We start from the raw sequence: 15,008 nt of genomic DNA, 5'->3' as shown, positions 1-15,008 counted from the left end.
GGCCGAAGATCACTCAGGCCGACGGCCCTTTCTCCGTGACCCGCTCGAACATCGGCCCGAGGTGCTCGTCGTAGCACTCCCGGCAGACGTAGGCCTCGACGACGCCCGCCTCGGTCCGCGTGTGAACCATCGCGTGCACCGTCGCGTCGAACGGGACGGTCTCGCCGCAGATACCGCAGTCTTCTGTCATCGACTGGCACCACTATGTGTTGCGCTCTCAATACCCAAAGAACGGGTGGATGGTTTTCGTGGACGGATTCGGTTCAGGGAGTCACTACGGGGAGAGCGGACATCGCAGGCGGCGGAGGCGCTCACCGTCGACGGGACTTCGAGTCGTCACACCCGACTGTTCACCACGAGCACGGGCACGTCGATGTCGCGGAGTAGCTGCGAGGTGACGCTCCCCAGCAGTTGGCGCTTCAGGTTCGACCGCCCGTGTGACCCCATGACGACGATGTCCACGTCGTTGGTGTAGACGTACTCGCGGATACCGACGGCGATGCCGTCGAGCGACGCCGTTTGGTTGACGGCGGTCTCCACCGACACGTCCGGCGCACTGGCCGCGACGTCTTCGGCGACGGCGTCGACGGCCTCGCGCCCCTCCCGTTCGAGGCGGTCGACGAACTCGTCTTCCAGCCCGCCGGCGTTGAACGCCCCGCCCGCGGCCTGCAGGTCGACGACGCTGAGGACGTGGAGGGCCGCGCCGTACTGGGAAGCGATCGCCCCACCGTGGGGCGTCGCGGCTTCGGCGTTCTCGCTCCCGTCGGTCGGAACGAGGACCCGGGAGTACTCCCCGGTCGGTTCGGCGTCGGCGGGAACGACGAGGACGGGGACGCCACCGTGCTGGACGACGTGTTCCGTCACGCCACCGAGGAGTCGCTTCCCCAGCCCCGTCGCCCCCTGCCGGCCGAGGACGAGGAGTGACGCGTCCGTCTCCTGGACGTGCTCGCTGATCTGGACGCCGGGCTTGCCCTCGAGGAGCGTCGTCGAAACCGGGCAGTCCCCGGCGAGAGCGGCCGTCTCGGCAAGTATCGACTCGCCGCGCTCCCGGAGCCGCTCGCGTTCCGTCGACGACTTCGTGAGTCGAAGGGAGCGGTGTTCGACGACGTGGACGACCTCGACCGACGCGTCGAAGCGGCGAGCCAGGTCGAAGCCTCGCTTCGCGGCCCGCTCGGCCTCCTCGCTCCCGTCGACGGCGATGGCGATGTGCTCGTACATTGTCCGGCGGTTCGACGGCCAGCCCCTTCACCGTTTGCCGACGGCGGTACGCCAAACCAAACCCTCTTGCTTGGGTGGACCGTCCTTCTGACAAATGGTGAGCACGCTGACGTGGGTCCTCGCTGGCCTTGTTGCGTACACCCTCCTCGCGATGGCGTTGCGGTCCCGCGGCGTCGTGCCGGAATACGTCCGCTTCAGCGGCCCGATAACGACGATTCACACGCAGAAGGGCAAAGCCGTGCTCGACTGGCTCGCGCGACCGAAACGGGCCTGGCGAGCGTGGGGAAATCTCGGCGTCGGCTTCGGTCTCGTCGTGATGGTCGGCTCCTTCCTGCTGGTCGCGCTGGGGGCCTACCAGGCGATCGTCGACCCCCAGCCCTCGGCGCTGAACGAACCGCGAAACGCGCTCGCGATCCCCGGCGTCAACGACTTCCTCCCGCTGTCGGTCGCCCCAGAAATCGTCCTCGGCCTGCTGCTCGGCCTCGTCGTCCACGAGGGCGGCCACGGCCTGTTCTGTCGGGTCGAGGACATCGACATCGAGTCGATGGGGCTGGCGCTGCTCGCGATCGTACCCATCGGCGCGTTCGTCGAACCTGACGAAGACGAACTTCTACGGGCCGACCGCGGCGCACAGGTCCGGATGTACACGGCGGGCGTGACGAACAACTTCGCGCTCGCGCTCGTCGCGCTGCTCTTGCTTTTCGGGCCGATCGCCGGCTCGATCGCCGTCGTCGACGGCGTCCCGGTCGGCGGCGCGCTCAGGGGCGCACCGGCTGACCAGGCCGGGATCGGAGCGGGCGACGTCATCACGGCCATCGACGGCCAGCCCGTCGAGAACGGCCAAGAACTCGAACGGGCGCTGGCCGAGAGCGACGCGCAGACGGTCGAGGTGTCGAGGCGAAACGCCGCTCCGGTAACGGTCGAGCGGTCGGTGGTCGTCTCGGCCGCGCTCCAGAGCGCGCCGCTCGGGACCGGTGACACCGTCGTCTCGGTCAACGACACGGCGGTCGCGACCGGGAGCGGCTTCGAACGGGCCGCGCGAAACCACACCGTCGCGACGCTCCAGACCGAGGGCGGCGAGTCCGTCACGACCCCGCTCGGGGCGTACGTCCTCGTCGTCGAGGACAGCCCGCTGGCCGAGGCCGGCGGGCCCGGCGGTGAGTCGATGATTATCACCGCCGTCGACGGCCAGCGAACCCACAGCGGGAGCGCGCTCGTCGAGGCGCTGGACGGCGGCGAACCGGGCGACAGCGTGACCGTCGTCGGCTACGTCGACGGCCAGCGTGAGACGTTCGACGTGACGCTCGGCGAGAACGACGCCGGCGACGGCATCGTCGGTATCAGCATCCAGCGAGGCATCAGCGGGATGCAGGTTAGCGACTTCGGCATCGACGCCTACCCCGCCGCCGCGTTCCTCGAGTTCCTCGGCGGGTCGCCCGACACTCCCACGTCCGTCTCCGACTTCTCGTTCGCCCAGCGGGTGTTCAGCACGCTCCTGCTCCCCTTCATCGGCGTCGCCGGCGGCTTCGGTTACAACTTCGCCGGCTTCACCGGCATCGCGGCGAACTTCTTCACCGTCGAGGGGCCGCTGGCCGCGCTCGGGACGACACCGGTGTTCCTGCTGGCGAACGTCCTGTTCTGGACCGGCTGGATCAACCTCGTCATCGGCCAGTTCAACCTCATCCCGACCTTCCCGCTCGACGGCGGCCACATCCTCAGAGCGGCGACGGAGTCGTTCGTCTCCCGCCTGCCCGTCTCTGACGGCCGCCGGGTGACGACGGCCGTCTCGATCGCCGTCACGGTGTCGATGATCGCCGGCTTGCTGGTGATGGTGTTCGGGCCGCGGCTGCTCGCGTAAGGGGTTTCGTTACCCATTTACTCCCCGCCGCGAAAGCCGGGCGTATGTTCCTGCAGCTCCGCGCGGAGGTCGAGGACGCCCTCGCCGACGCGCTCACAGCACTCGACCTGCCGGCCGAGGACCTCGGTATCGAGGAGCCCCCGGAGGGCGTCGACGCCGTGCTCGCGTCGAGCGCCGCCTTCCGACTGGCCGGCGAGGTCGGCGCACCGCCGCCGTCGGTCGCCGCCGACATCGCCGACGCGATCGACGCCGACGGGCTCACCTACGTCAGCGCCGTGACGACGCAAGGCCCGTACGTCAACTTCCTGCCGAGCGAGGCGTACTTCGCGGAGACCCTCGACGCGGTGACCGACGACGGGTTCGGCCGGCTCCCCGACCGCGAGACGAGCGTCGTCGTCGAGCACACCTCGGCGAACCCGACCGGCCCGGTCCACGTCGGCCGGGCGCGAAACCCCATCATCGGCGACGCCGTCGCCCGCGTGCTGGACTACGCCGGCTACGACGTCGACCGCCACTACTACGTCAACGACGCGGGCCGCCAGATCGCCGTGTTCACCTGGGCCTACGAGACCTTCGACGAGGAGGACCTGCCCGAGCCTGAACGGGACTCCCCCGAGTACGAGATGGTGCGGTACTACCGCAAGGGCAACGCCGTCCTCGAAGACGGCGATCCGGAGGACGTAGAGGAAGCCGAAGCGGAAGTGCAGGCCATCCTGCAGGGCCTCGAAGACGGCGACGAGGAGACCTACGAGCGGGTCGCCGAGGTCGTCGACACGGTGCTGGGCGGGATGCGGACGACGCTCGAACGCCTGCCCGCCGAGTTCGACGAGTTCGTCAAGGAGACGCGGTTCATGCGCAACGGCGACACCGACGCCCTCGTCGACCGCCTCAAGGCCCTCGATTGCGCCGTCTACGAGGAAGACGCCTGGCAACTGGCCCTGCCCGACTTCGAGAAGCACCTCGTCTTCCTGCGCTCGGACGACACCTCGCTGTACACGACCCGCGACCTGGCCCACCACGAGTGGAAGTTCGAGAACTACGACCGCGCCGTGACAGTGCTGGGCGAGGACCACAAGCTCCAGGCCGACCAGCTCGACGCCGCGCTCGACCTGCTGGGCAACGACACCGACCAGCTCCAGCAGGTGTTCTACTCCTGGGTGAACCTCCCCGAGGGCGGGATGAGTACCCGCGAGGGGACCGGCATCGACCTCGACGACCTGCTCGACGAGGCCATCGACCGCGCCCGCGACGAGGTCGAGTCCCGCCTCGACGACCGCACCCGCGGCGACCTCGACGACGCGGACGTCGAGCGCATCGCGCGCCAGGTCGGTATCGGCGCGGTCCGCTACGACATCGTCTCGAAACAGCCGACGAAGGGCATCACGTTCGAGTGGGACCGCGCCCTCGACTTCGAGGCCCAGTCCGCGCCGTACGTCCAGTACGTCCACGCCCGCTGCTGTGGCATCCTCGACGACGTGGCGAGCGAGGTCCCCGCGGAACCGGACTTCGGTCCGCTCTCCGAGCCGGAGGAACGTGACCTCCTCCGCGAACTCGCCCGGTTCCCGGCCGTCATCGAGGCGGCCGCCGACGACCTGACGCCCCACACCGTCGCCACCTACACCCGCGACCTCGCCGAGACGTTCAACGCCTTCTACCGGGAGTGCCCGGTACTCGACGCGGACCCGGAAACCCGGGCCGCACGGCTGGCGCTCGTCGCCGGAACGCGGACTGCGGTCGCGAACGCGCTCGACGCGCTGGGCGTCGAGGCACCGACCTCGATGTGACGGGGAGAAAAGTCAGTTGAACAGGCCGAACACGCCGCCGGAGTCGTCGTCCGAGTCCGAGTCGAGTTCTTCGTCGTCGAGGAACCACTCCTCGTCGACGATTGCGTCCACGTCGTCGTCGACGACGGCGCCCTCGAAGAAGACCCCCTCCAGCATCTCGGCCAGTCGTCGATAGGCCTCTGCGGCCGTGCTCTCCGGCGCGTTGAGCACGAGCGGCTCGTCGGTCGTCGCCTGCGGATCGTCCGGAATGACCGCGAGCAGCGGGAATTCGAGCCGGTCGGCGATGTCCGCGACATCGGTGTGGCGGGTCGCGCGGTTGATGATCGCCCCGGTGACGGGGCCGTCGATCCGATTGGCGAGTTCGGCGGTCTTGACCGTGTCACCGACCGCCACGTCGTCCGGGGTCGTCACGAGGACGACGCCGTCGGCCAGCCCCAGCGGCACGGCCACCTCGTGGCTCAGTCCGGCCCCGGTGTCGATCAACACCACGTCGTAGGCGTTGCGAAGCGTCTTGATGACCTTCCGTAACTTCGCCGGGTCGGCGTCGGCAAAGGCTTCCAGCGACTGCTCGCCCGGGATGACGGTGAGGCCGCCCGGCGCGTCGGTGAGCGCCTCGCTGACCGCCGCGTTTCCGGCCAGAATCTCGTGGAGGCTCTTGTCCGGCTCCACCGAGAGCATCGATCCGAGATTCGCCATACCCAGGTCCGCGTCGACGACGACGACGTCGTGACCCAACTCCTGTAAGACGGCGCCGACGTTGACCGCGGTCGTCGTCTTCCCGACGCCGCCTTTTCCGCCTGCGATCGTACACACGTACCCCGCCATATTCTGATTGCTTGGGTACAACACAGGCAGTCATATAAAGCCGGCTGTCACGCGCCGACGCGCCACAACGAGCGGGATTCGATCTCAGTCGCTGTGACGGCCAGCCCGCTACGGGCGGTTCATCCGTTCACCGGTCACCCTACCGAGGGCCCTCCCTTCGGTCCGCCCCTCGCGCCTTCCGCGGCTCACGGCTTCGCCGTTCGCTCTATTCGAGAGCCCTCCCTTCGGTCCGCCCCTCGCGCCTTCCGCGGCTCACGGCTTCGCCGTTCGCTCTATTCGAGAGCCCTCCCTTCGGTCCGCCCCTCGCGCCTCCCGCGGCTCACGGCTTCGCCGTTCGCTCTACCGAGGGCGCTCCCTTCGGTCGCCCCCTCGCGCTCCCTGTCAACAGGTTCTTACACCACCTCGGCTTAGACAAAGTAATGAGCGAGCAGCAGGAACAGGAGCAGTCTGACAAACAGAAATACGAGTTCCGAAAGGTCATCGAGGAGCTCAAGGACTACCAGGGCTCGGGGACCCAGCTCGTCTCTATCTACGTTCCCGAGGACAAGCAGATCAGCGACGTCGTTGCCCACGTCACCCAGGAGCACTCCGAAGCCTCGAACATCAAATCGAAGGACACCCGGACGGCGGTGCAGGACGCGCTCACGTCGATCAAGGACCGGCTCCGCTACTACGATAACACACCGCCGGAGAACGGCCTCGTGCTGTTCTCGGGCGCGTTCGACACCGGCGGTGGCCGGACGGACATGGTGACGAAAGTCCTGGAGTCGCCGCCGGACCCCATCGAGTCCTTCCGCTATCACTGTGACTCGGAGTTCCTCACCGAGCCGCTGGAGCACATGCTGGCCGACAAAGGCCTGTTCGGTCTCGTCGTGCTCGACCGGCGGGAAGCAAACGTCGGCTGGCTGAAGGGCAAGCGCGTCGAGCCCGTCAAGTCCGCCTCCTCGCTGGTCCCCGGCAAGCAGCGCAAAGGTGGCCAGTCAGCACAGCGATTCGCCCGCCTGCGTCTGGAGGCTATCGACAACTTCTATCAGGAGGTCGCGGGGATGGCCAACGAACTGTTCGTCCCCGAGCGCCACGAGATGGACGGCGTCCTCGTCGGCGGCCCCTCGCCGACGAAAGACGAGTTCCTCGACGGCGACTACCTCCACCACGAACTGCAGGACATGGTGCTCGGTAAGTTCGACGTGGCCTACACCGACGAGTCTGGGCTCTACGACCTCGTCGACGCGGCCGACGACGTGCTGGCCGAACACGAGATGCTCCAGGACAAGGAGGTCATGGAGGAGTTCTTCAAGCAACTCCACGACGGCGAGAAGGCCACCTACGGGTTCGACCAGACGCGGAAGAACCTCAACATGGGGGCCGTCGAAGAGTTGCTCATCTCAGAGGACCTCCGGAAGGACGTGGTCGCCTACACCTGCGAGAACGGCCACGACGAGTACGAGCTGATCGACAGTAACACCGAAACAGCGGGCCACGACTGTACGCGCTGTGCCGCGACGGTCGACGCCGCCGACGGCGAGCGCGAGGACGCCATCGACCACCTGATGGAACTGGCCGACCAGCGCGGGACCGAGACGGTGTTCATCTCGACGGACTTCGAGAAGGGCGAGCAGCTCCTGACCGCGTTCGGCGGCGTCGCCGGCCTGCTGCGGTACTCGACCGGCGTCTAGCGCTCCCACTCGTTCTCAAGGCGGCCGTTTCGTCAGCTACCCACAGCGGAATCTGCTCAAGTTCTCCACGGGTAGACGGGAGTCACACCGTCGCGAACGAGGACCTCTCTGAAGTGACGACAGCGATCCCACCGCTATCACGAAGCGGTTGCCGGGGCGTTCGTGCTCTCTCCACCGTGGATGCGCGAGCCGCCGGCCGAACGGCGAACGATGGTGAACCGGTACCGACTCGGTCCGCTGCACGACTGCTAGATTTCCGACCAGTCTCTGTTAGTAATCACTCGACATATATTCTATCGGATATTTTTCCTATATCTAGATAGCGATCACTATAAGTGTTTGTCTACCGTGACGAAGCAACCTCACGAATCAGGGAGGTATCCAATTGTGAAAATCTCACGTTCGATAGCGCGCCATTGAACGTGAATTTCCGGGGTTTGATAATCCGCCCCGGTTGTGTCCCTGGTTGACAGGTAATGTAACTTTTATGTGTAATAGTAGTAGAAATTCCCGTAAATAGAGGTATTAGAAAGCCATAAGTAATAATTCCTATAATACGCTGATGCAATGGCAGGGAGACGACACGAATGAACACGCGTCGGAGATTCCTTCAATCACTCACGGTGGGATGTGTGGGAACTGCAGTGCTGGGTGGCAAATCGCTGGCGGCATCAGAGACAATTACGATTGACGGTGGTGGATCGGACGTCTGGGGAACCGAGGACCAGTGTCACTTCTACTACGAACAAGTCAGCGGGTCGTTCGAGGTGACCGTCCGCATCACCGACATCGAGGATACCGGTGACTGGGCGAAAGCCGGAATACTGGTCAGAGAGGGTGTCGCGCCTGACGCGAAGAACGTGATGATCCGCTACACGCCGGACAACGAAAGCTCCGTCCAGTGGCGGCCCGACGCCGGTGGTGAAACCAACAGCACGACCCAGAGCGATATCGGAATCGGAACGACCGACGGTAACTGGATCCGACTTGCCCGTGAGGACGACGCGATCGTCGGCTACGGTTCGACCGACGGCAGCGACTGGACCCGGGTCTGTCGGCTCCCCAGCAGCCGCATCGAATTCAGTGACGAGACGTACGTCGGTCTCGCGGTGTCGAGTTTCGACTGGGGGACGCTGTGTTCGGCGACGTTCGACGAACTGTCCGGGCTCTCCCCAGAAGAGAACCGGGACATCGGGAACGTAAATCCGGCGGGGGGCGTCTCTACGAGCGGCGGTAGCGAGACGCCAACCGAGAGGGATACTGATGACGGTGAGACGCCCACCGAAACGGATTCCGAAGAGGGTGAGACGCCCACTGAAACGGATTCCGACGACGGTGGCGAACCGATCAATCCCGGGACCTACGGCGTCCGAAACGCCAACTCCGGCAAGGTACTCACCGTCGAGAACGGCTCCGAGGAAAACCGGGCGTCACTGATCCAGCAACCGTATCAGGGCAAACCGTCTCAGCGGTGGACCGTCGAGTCGCTCGACGACGGCTCCTATCGCCTGACGCCGACACACTCGGGCAAGGCCGCCGACCTCAACAAAGGACGAGAGGCGAACGGAGCCAACATCGTCCAGTGGGACTGGCACGGGAGCGAGAACCAGCGCTGGAACATCGAGACCGCCGGTGACGGAGCGTACCGGATTCGATCGGTGCATTCGGGCAAGGTGATGGCCGTAAGCGGCGGGTCCGAGGACGACGGCGCGAACGTCCACCAGATGGAGTGGCGCGACACCGCCAGTCAGCGATGGCGCTTCGAGAGCGACCCCACCGACCAAGAGACCGAAGAACCATCGGAACCGCCCACCAGCGGGCCGTCGCAGTTCGGCCTCGACTCGGGGTTCGCCGATCCGGCACCCTGGCTCGACGACGACGTCTCGGTCAGGACCGTCACCGAACCGACACGAAGCGCGGTCGAGACGGCCATCGGCGGCAGTGGTCCGCGCGTCGTCGTCTTCGAAACCAGCGGGACGGTCGACCTGGGCGGGTCGCCGCTGAAGATCACCGTCGACGACTGCTGGGTCGCGGGACAGACGGCTCCCTCACCAGGAATCACCTTCGTCAACGGCCGCGTTCAGATAAGCGCCGACAACTGCGTTCTACAGCACATCCGTTCACGGATCGGCCCGGGTGCAGACAGCGACATCCAGGGCAACGACGCGGTCAATACGGCCTACGACACCCACAACAACGTGATCGATCACGTCACCGCCTCGTGGGGAACCGACGAGTGTCTGTCCGTCGGTTACAAGACCAGCCAGACGACGGTCACGAACAACCTCGTCTACGAGGGACTGTACAGCCCCTACGGCGACAGGACCGACCACCACTACGCGACGCTCGTCGGCGACGACGCGGCCGACGTCACCCTCGCCGGCAACGTCTGGGCAAAGTGCCGTCGCCGGATGCCCAGGCTGAAAACCGGCTCGAGCGCCGTCGTTGCGAACAACCTCGCGTATTTCTTCGACGGCGGCAGTAACATGGACGGCGATACGGAGGCGAGTTTCGTCGGAAACACGTACCTCGGCCAGATCGACACCAGCGACAGAGTCTTCGAGGGCGGCAACGCCTACATGGAGGACAACACGGTCGCAGCGCCACCGCTCGACTCGGGCACACCGAAATACAGCGGCAACGAACTCGACTCCAGACCGCTGTGGCCGGACGGACTCGACGCCATGTCCTCGTCCGACGTGGAAGCGCACAACCTCGCGAACGCCGGCGCACGACCCGCCGACCGGACGGCAAACGACCGGCGAATCGTCACCGAAATCAGCGAGCGGGCCGGCAACGACCGACTCGATTCGCCGTACGACTACTGGGTCGCTGACGACACCGATTTCGGGGGATACCCGGACCTACCCGAGAACACGCACTCGCTTGAGGTCCCCGACAGTGGCCTCCGCGAGTGGCTGGCCGCCTGGGCGACCGCTGTCGAAGATCCGAACGCGAGTCCGCCGTAAGGCCGACCGATCGGTCCCGGCGTCCGTCCGCTCACAGCAACTGTTCGAGCTGCCGGCGGCGGGCCGCCAGGTCGACGTGCGCGCTGTCGCCGTAGCTGTCGGCGAGTCGGTCGACGGCGAGGAGCGGGTCGACGCCCTCGCGTTCGACGCGTTCGAGCAGCGCGGTGATCTCCTGTCGATTCAGCGCCAGCGAGTCGAGCAGGCCCACGAGCAGCGCCAGCGGAACGGCCGCGGCCGGGTTCTCAGGGAACGCGTCGTCGACGGCCGAGAGGTCCGGCGGCTCGGCCGGCGGGTCCGAGGCGGGGTGAATCGACAGACAGGCCCGACAGAGCGCCGTGCCGGTCGTCTCACCGGGGAGGTACTCGCGTAGCTCTGACGGGACGGGAATCGAAATCGTGTCGCCGCCGCAGGCTGGACAGGCCATATCGGCTCACGGACGGGCGCGGACAAAAAGAACGCGGAGAGAGCGGTCAGTCGTCGGCGGTGACGGGTTCGGGCTCCTCTTCCTCCTCGGCGGCGGCGACGGCGTCTTCCTCTTCTTCCTTCTTGGCCTTGATCTTCTTCATGCGGAAGATCTCCTCACGCTCCTGTTCTTCGAGCTTCTGCTCGATGTACTCCTGGTTGTCGTAGAGGTCCGGGAGCAGTTTGAACTCCAGGGCGTTGACGCGGCGCTTGGTCGTCTCGATCTCTTCGAGCATCTTCTTCATCGCCGTCTCGACCTCGGCTGCGAGGATGATGTTCTCCAGCAGTTCCTCGTAGGCCTCGGCGGCCTCGTCGATCCGTGCGGAGGTGCCCATGACGCCGTACCCGCGCTCGTCGAGGGATTTGCGGACCTTGCTGGACTCGATCTGTGGGACGACGACGCCCATGATGTTCTTCGACTGGGTCGTCAGTTCCGGGTGCTCTTTCAGCGCCGAGGCCGCGCCGCGGACGGCCACGTCGCCTTCCATCGCACGGGCCATGTTGATGGCGCGCTGGGCGCGCTCGTAGGACCCGTCGAGGTCCTCGCGCACGTCCTGTGCCTGGTCCAGGATGTCCATGAACTCCATGATGAGTCCGTCACGCTTCTTCTCCAGCGTGTCGTGCCCACGCTCGGACAGTTCGATGCGGTCCTCGATCTGCATCAGGTTCTTGCGCGTGGGTTTGACGTCCTTAGCCATTACGGGGCTCTTTTCGACGTAGGCAGTTAACGGTTTCCAGTTATCCCGGTCCGAACGGGCCGGACACCCACCGAAGCGGTCCGAGACGACCGCTCAGCGCGGTCAGTCGTCGGCGGGCGTCGCCCCCGACTCGTCGCCTGTGCCGACCTCGATCATCGGCACGTCGCGGCTCACCAGCGTGGCGATGGTGTTCCGGTCGTCGCCCGCCAACAGCCCCAGATCGTACAGCTCCAGCTGAGGACTGTCAGCTGAACGTTCGATTGCCCAACCAGTTGGATATCGCTGGCGCTGATCGGGCGAAAAAGGGGAGAAATCGAACGGCGTGACCGCGTTACGCTTCGGCCTCGACGGCCTCTGCGGACTCGTCTTCGCGGTAGTGCTCTTCGATGAGGTCCTCGTCGATGCGGTTGAGCGCATCCTTCGGGAGCATCGAGAGCAGGTCCCAGCCGAGTTCGAGCGTCTCGTCGATGTCGCGGGCCGTGTCGAAGCCCTGGTCGACGAACTCCTCCTCGAACCGGTCGGCGAAGTCGAGGTACTTGTTGTCCAGTTCCGACAGCGCCTCGCGACCGACGATGTTCACGAGGTCGCGCAGGTCTTCACCCTCCGCGTACGCGGCGAAAATCTGGTCTTTCACGTCGGCGTGGTCGGCGCGGGTCAGACCCTCGCCGATACCGTCGTCCATCAGACGCGACAGCGACGGCAGGACGTTGATCGGCGGCTGGACGCCCTGGCTGTTGAGGTCGCGGTCGATGTAGATCTGCCCCTCGGTGATGTACCCGGTCAGGTCCGGAATCGGGTGCGTGTCGTCGTCGCCGGGCATCGTGAGGATCGGCAGCTGAGTCACGGAGCCCTCGCGGCCTTCGATCCGACCGGCGCGCTCGTAGAGCTGGGCCAGGTCGGTGTACATGTATCCGGGGTAGCCACGGCGGCCCGGGACCTCCTCACGCGCGGCACCGATCTCGCGCAGCGCCTCGCAGTAGTTGGTCATGTCCGTCAGGATGACCAGGACGTGGTAGTCCTTCTCGAAGGCGAGGTACTCGGCGGTCGTCAGCGCCAGTCGCGGCGTGATCGTCCGTTCGACGGCCGGGTCGTCCGCGAGGTTCATGAAGACGACGGAGCGCTCCAGCGCGCCAGTGCGCTCGAAGTCGTCCATGAACTCGTTGGCCTCTTCGGCCGTGATACCCATCGCACCGAAGATGACGGCGAACTCCGAGCCCTCGTCGTCGTCGCCGGCCTCTTCCTCTTCCGGCACCGTCGCCTGTCGCGCGATCTGGAGCGCCAGATCGTTGTGCGGCAGACCGGACGCCGAGAAGATCGGCAGCTTCTGGCCGCGGACGAGCGTGTTCATGCCGTCGATGGCCGAGACACCCGTCTGGATGAACTCCTCGGGGTACTCCCGCGAGAAGGGGTTGATCGCCTCGCCGACGATGTCGCGTCGTTCGTCGGGGACGATCTCGGGCCCGCCGTCGATCGGCTGGCCGGTCCCGTCCATGACCCGTCCGAGGAGGTCCTCGGTGACGGGCATCTTCATCGTCTCGCCGAGGAAGCGAACCGAGGCGTCGCGGTCGATGCCTTCGGTCCCCTCGAACACCTGGATAGCGACGTAGTCGCTCGCGGATTCGAGCACCTGGCCACGGCGGGTCTCGCCGTCGCTGAGCTCGATCTCCACGATGTCGTCGTAGCCGACCGGCTCGTCGGTCTCGACGAACACCAGCGGTCCGCTGATTTCCGTGATTGTCTGGTACTCTTTCATTGTTAGTACAGCTCCCGGAGCTGGGACTCGATGTCGTCTTCGAGTTCGTCGATGTACTCGTTGTAGTCTTCCTGGACACCGATACGGTTGAGCCGCGGCGCGGCGTCGATGTCGGTGATCTCCTCGACCGGGACGCCCGCGTCGAGCGCCTCGAAGGCCGCATCGTTGTACGTCTGGATGGCGTCCATGATGCGGTAGGTCTTCTCGGGCTCACAGAAGGTGTCCACGTCGTGGAAGGCGTTCTGCTGGAGCCACGCCTCGCGCAGGTAGCGCGCGATCTCGAGCGTGAGCTGCTGATCCTCCGGCAGCGCGTCCTTCCCGACGAGCTGAACGATCTCCTGCAGTTCGGCCTCCTCGTCGAGCGTGTCGATGGCCCACTGGCGCGTCTCCGGCCAGTCGTCGCGGACGTTATCGACGAACCACGGGTCGAGCTGGTCGCGGTACAGCGAGTACGACTCGTTCCAGTTGATCGAGGGGAAGTGCCGGCGTTCCGCGAGGTCGGCGTCCAGCGCCCAGAACGTCTTGACGATACGCAGCGTGTTCTGGGTGACCGGCTCCGAGAAGTCCCCGCCCGGCGGCGAGACGGCCCCGATGACCGACACGGAGCCCTCGGTGTCGTTGATGTTGTTGAAGTAGCCGGCGCGCTCGTAGAACTCGCTCAGGCGAGCCGAGAGGTACGCGGGGTACCCCTCCTCGCCGGGCATCTCCTCGAGTCGCGAGGAGATTTCGCGCATGGCCTCGGCCCACCGGGAGGTGGAGTCGGCCATCAGCGCCACGTCGTACCCCATGTCGCGGAAGTACTCCGCGATGGTGATTCCCGTGTAGACACAGGACTCGCGGGCCGCGACGGGCATGTTCGACGTGTTCGCGATGAGGCAGGTCCGGTCCATCAGCGCGTTGCCGGTGGTCGGGTCTTCCAGTTCCGGGAAGTCCTCGATCACTTCGGTCATCTCGTTGCCGCGCTCGCCACAGCCGACGTAGACGACGATGTCCGCGTCGGCCCACTTGGCGAGCTGGTGCTGCGTGACCGTCTTTCCGGAGCCGAACGGACCCGGAATCGCGGCCGTTCCGCCCTTCGCGATGGGGAACAGGCCGTCGAGGACGCGCTGGCCGGAGATGAGCGGCTCGGTCGGCGTCTCCTTCTCCGCGGCCGGGCGCTGACTGCGGACCGGCCACTCCTGGCGCATCTGGATCTCTTCGCCGTTGTCGAGTTCGGCGACCGTCTCCTCGACGGTGAAGTTGCCGGACTCGATGGCGACGACCTCGCCGCCCTCGTAGTCGGGCGGGACCATCACTTTGTGGTCGATACTCGGAGTCTCAGGGACGCTTCCGACGATGTCGCCGGGTTCGACGGCGTCACCTTCTTCGACTTCGGGGTTGAACTCCCAGGTCTTCTCCAGGTCGATGCCCGGCGCGTCGACGCCGCGGTCGAGGAACGCCGATCCCATCTTCTCTTCGAGGACGTCGAGCGGGCGCTGGACGCCGTCGTAGATGGCGTCGAGCATGCCCGGCCCGAGGTCCACGGAGAGCGGCGAGCCCGTCCCTTCGACGGGTTCGCCCGGGGAGACACCCGAGGTCTCCTCGTACACCTGGATCGTGGTGATGTTTCCTTCGATCTCGATGACCTCGCCCATCAGCCCTTCCGAGCCGACGTACACGACGTCGTTCATCCGGGCGTCGAGGTCCCGAGCGGTTACGACCGGTCCCGAGACGCTTTCGATAATGCCGTCCTCGCGGACGTCTGATTCTGTTGCTTGACTCATGA

General features: G+C 65.9%; 11 protein-coding genes. 4 read left to right on the top strand and 7 right to left on the bottom strand.

The window, feature by feature from the left end; genetic code table 11:
• Positions 1-13: 13 nt before the first annotated feature.
• Together ACOZ4I_RS02035 and ACOZ4I_RS02030 are read right to left on the bottom strand one after the other, a co-directional pair.
• Positions 14-190, bottom strand: a complete 177-nt coding sequence (locus ACOZ4I_RS02035; protein ID WP_424002521.1) for a hypothetical protein — start codon at positions 188-190, stop codon at positions 14-16.
• A 146-nt stretch (positions 191-336) separates the two neighbouring features.
• Entirely contained in the window at positions 337-1,218 is an 882-nt protein-coding gene (locus tag ACOZ4I_RS02030; RefSeq protein WP_424002518.1) for a universal stress protein, read from the bottom strand.
• A gap of 94 nt (positions 1,219-1,312) precedes the next feature.
• On the opposite strand from ACOZ4I_RS02030, the gene ACOZ4I_RS02025 reads away from it, so the two are divergent.
• Positions 1,313-3,076 carry a site-2 protease family protein gene (locus ACOZ4I_RS02025; RefSeq protein WP_424002516.1) on the top strand — a complete coding sequence of 588 codons (1,764 nt, stop codon included), beginning with the start codon at positions 1,313-1,315 and terminating at the stop codon, positions 3,074-3,076.
• A 44-nt stretch (positions 3,077-3,120) separates the two neighbouring features.
• Entirely contained in the window at positions 3,121-4,860 is a 1,740-nt protein-coding gene (gene argS / locus ACOZ4I_RS02020) for an arginine--tRNA ligase (RefSeq protein WP_424002514.1), read from the top strand.
• Positions 4,861-4,872: 12 nt separating this feature from the next.
• Here argS and ACOZ4I_RS02015 read toward each other — a convergent pair whose 3' ends face one another.
• Positions 4,873-5,685, bottom strand: a complete 813-nt coding sequence (locus tag ACOZ4I_RS02015; RefSeq protein ID WP_424002512.1) for a MinD/ParA family ATP-binding protein — start codon at positions 5,683-5,685, stop codon at positions 4,873-4,875.
• Positions 5,686-6,104: 419 nt separating this feature from the next.
• Between ACOZ4I_RS02015 and prf1 the strand changes: the two genes are divergently transcribed.
• Both prf1 and ACOZ4I_RS02005 read left to right on the top strand, forming a co-directional pair.
• Complete coding sequence (gene prf1, locus ACOZ4I_RS02010; RefSeq protein ID WP_424002510.1) at positions 6,105-7,361, top strand: peptide chain release factor aRF-1; 1,257 nt, start codon at positions 6,105-6,107, stop codon at positions 7,359-7,361.
• A 632-nt stretch (positions 7,362-7,993) separates the two neighbouring features.
• Positions 7,994-10,330 carry an RICIN domain-containing protein gene (locus ACOZ4I_RS02005; protein WP_424002508.1) on the top strand — a complete coding sequence of 779 codons (2,337 nt, stop codon included), beginning with the start codon at positions 7,994-7,996 and terminating at the stop codon, positions 10,328-10,330.
• A 31-nt stretch (positions 10,331-10,361) separates the two neighbouring features.
• Here the strand turns inward: ACOZ4I_RS02005 and ACOZ4I_RS02000 are convergent, their stop codons facing one another.
• The 4 genes from ACOZ4I_RS02000 to ACOZ4I_RS01985 form a co-directional block, all read right to left on the bottom strand.
• Positions 10,362-10,754, bottom strand: coding sequence for a DUF6276 family protein (locus ACOZ4I_RS02000; RefSeq protein ID WP_424002506.1), 393 nt, complete (start codon positions 10,752-10,754; stop codon positions 10,362-10,364).
• Between the two features lie 46 nt (positions 10,755-10,800).
• Entirely contained in the window at positions 10,801-11,490 is a 690-nt protein-coding gene (locus ACOZ4I_RS01995; RefSeq protein ID WP_424002504.1) for a V-type ATP synthase subunit D, read from the bottom strand.
• A gap of 331 nt (positions 11,491-11,821) precedes the next feature.
• Positions 11,822-13,243 (bottom strand): ATP synthase subunit B, encoded by a 1,422-nt coding sequence (locus ACOZ4I_RS01990; RefSeq protein ID WP_424002502.1) that lies wholly within the window; start codon positions 13,241-13,243, stop codon positions 11,822-11,824.
• 2 nt (positions 13,244-13,245) lie between these two features.
• A complete protein-coding gene (locus tag ACOZ4I_RS01985) occupies positions 13,246-15,006 on the bottom strand; it encodes an ATP synthase subunit A (RefSeq protein WP_424002500.1) in 1,761 nt (586 codons plus the stop codon).
• Positions 15,007-15,008: the final 2 nt, after the last annotated feature.

It is taken from the genome of Haloarcula salina (assembly GCF_049603855.1).
Lineage (GTDB): Archaea > Halobacteriota > Halobacteria > Halobacteriales > Haloarculaceae > Haloarcula > Haloarcula salina_A.
Note: the sequence above shows the minus strand (reverse complement) of the source record. Positions and strands in the feature narration are given on the sequence as shown.

Bases quoted from the DNA above. Each gene is read 5' to 3' on its own strand.
- ACOZ4I_RS02035 (WP_424002521.1), bottom strand. From the start codon at position 190: ATGACAGAAGACTGCGGTATCTGCGGCGAGACCGTCCCGTTCGACGCG.
- ACOZ4I_RS02030 (WP_424002518.1), bottom strand. From the start codon at position 1,218: ATGTACGAGCACATCGCCATCGCCGTCGACGGGAGCGAGGAGGCCGAG.
- ACOZ4I_RS02025 (WP_424002516.1), top strand. From the start codon at position 1,313: ATGGTGAGCACGCTGACGTGGGTCCTCGCTGGCCTTGTTGCGTACACC.
- argS (WP_424002514.1), top strand. From the start codon at position 3,121: ATGTTCCTGCAGCTCCGCGCGGAGGTCGAGGACGCCCTCGCCGACGCG.
- ACOZ4I_RS02015 (WP_424002512.1), bottom strand. From the start codon at position 5,685: ATGGCGGGGTACGTGTGTACGATCGCAGGCGGAAAAGGCGGCGTCGGG.
- prf1 (WP_424002510.1), top strand. From the start codon at position 6,105: ATGAGCGAGCAGCAGGAACAGGAGCAGTCTGACAAACAGAAATACGAG.
- ACOZ4I_RS02000 (WP_424002506.1), bottom strand. From the start codon at position 10,754: ATGGCCTGTCCAGCCTGCGGCGGCGACACGATTTCGATTCCCGTCCCG.
- ACOZ4I_RS01995 (WP_424002504.1), bottom strand. From the start codon at position 11,490: ATGGCTAAGGACGTCAAACCCACGCGCAAGAACCTGATGCAGATCGAG.
- ACOZ4I_RS01990 (WP_424002502.1), bottom strand. From the start codon at position 13,243: ATGAAAGAGTACCAGACAATCACGGAAATCAGCGGACCGCTGGTGTTC.
- ACOZ4I_RS01985 (WP_424002500.1), bottom strand. From the start codon at position 15,006: ATGAGTCAAGCAACAGAATCAGACGTCCGCGAGGACGGCATTATCGAA.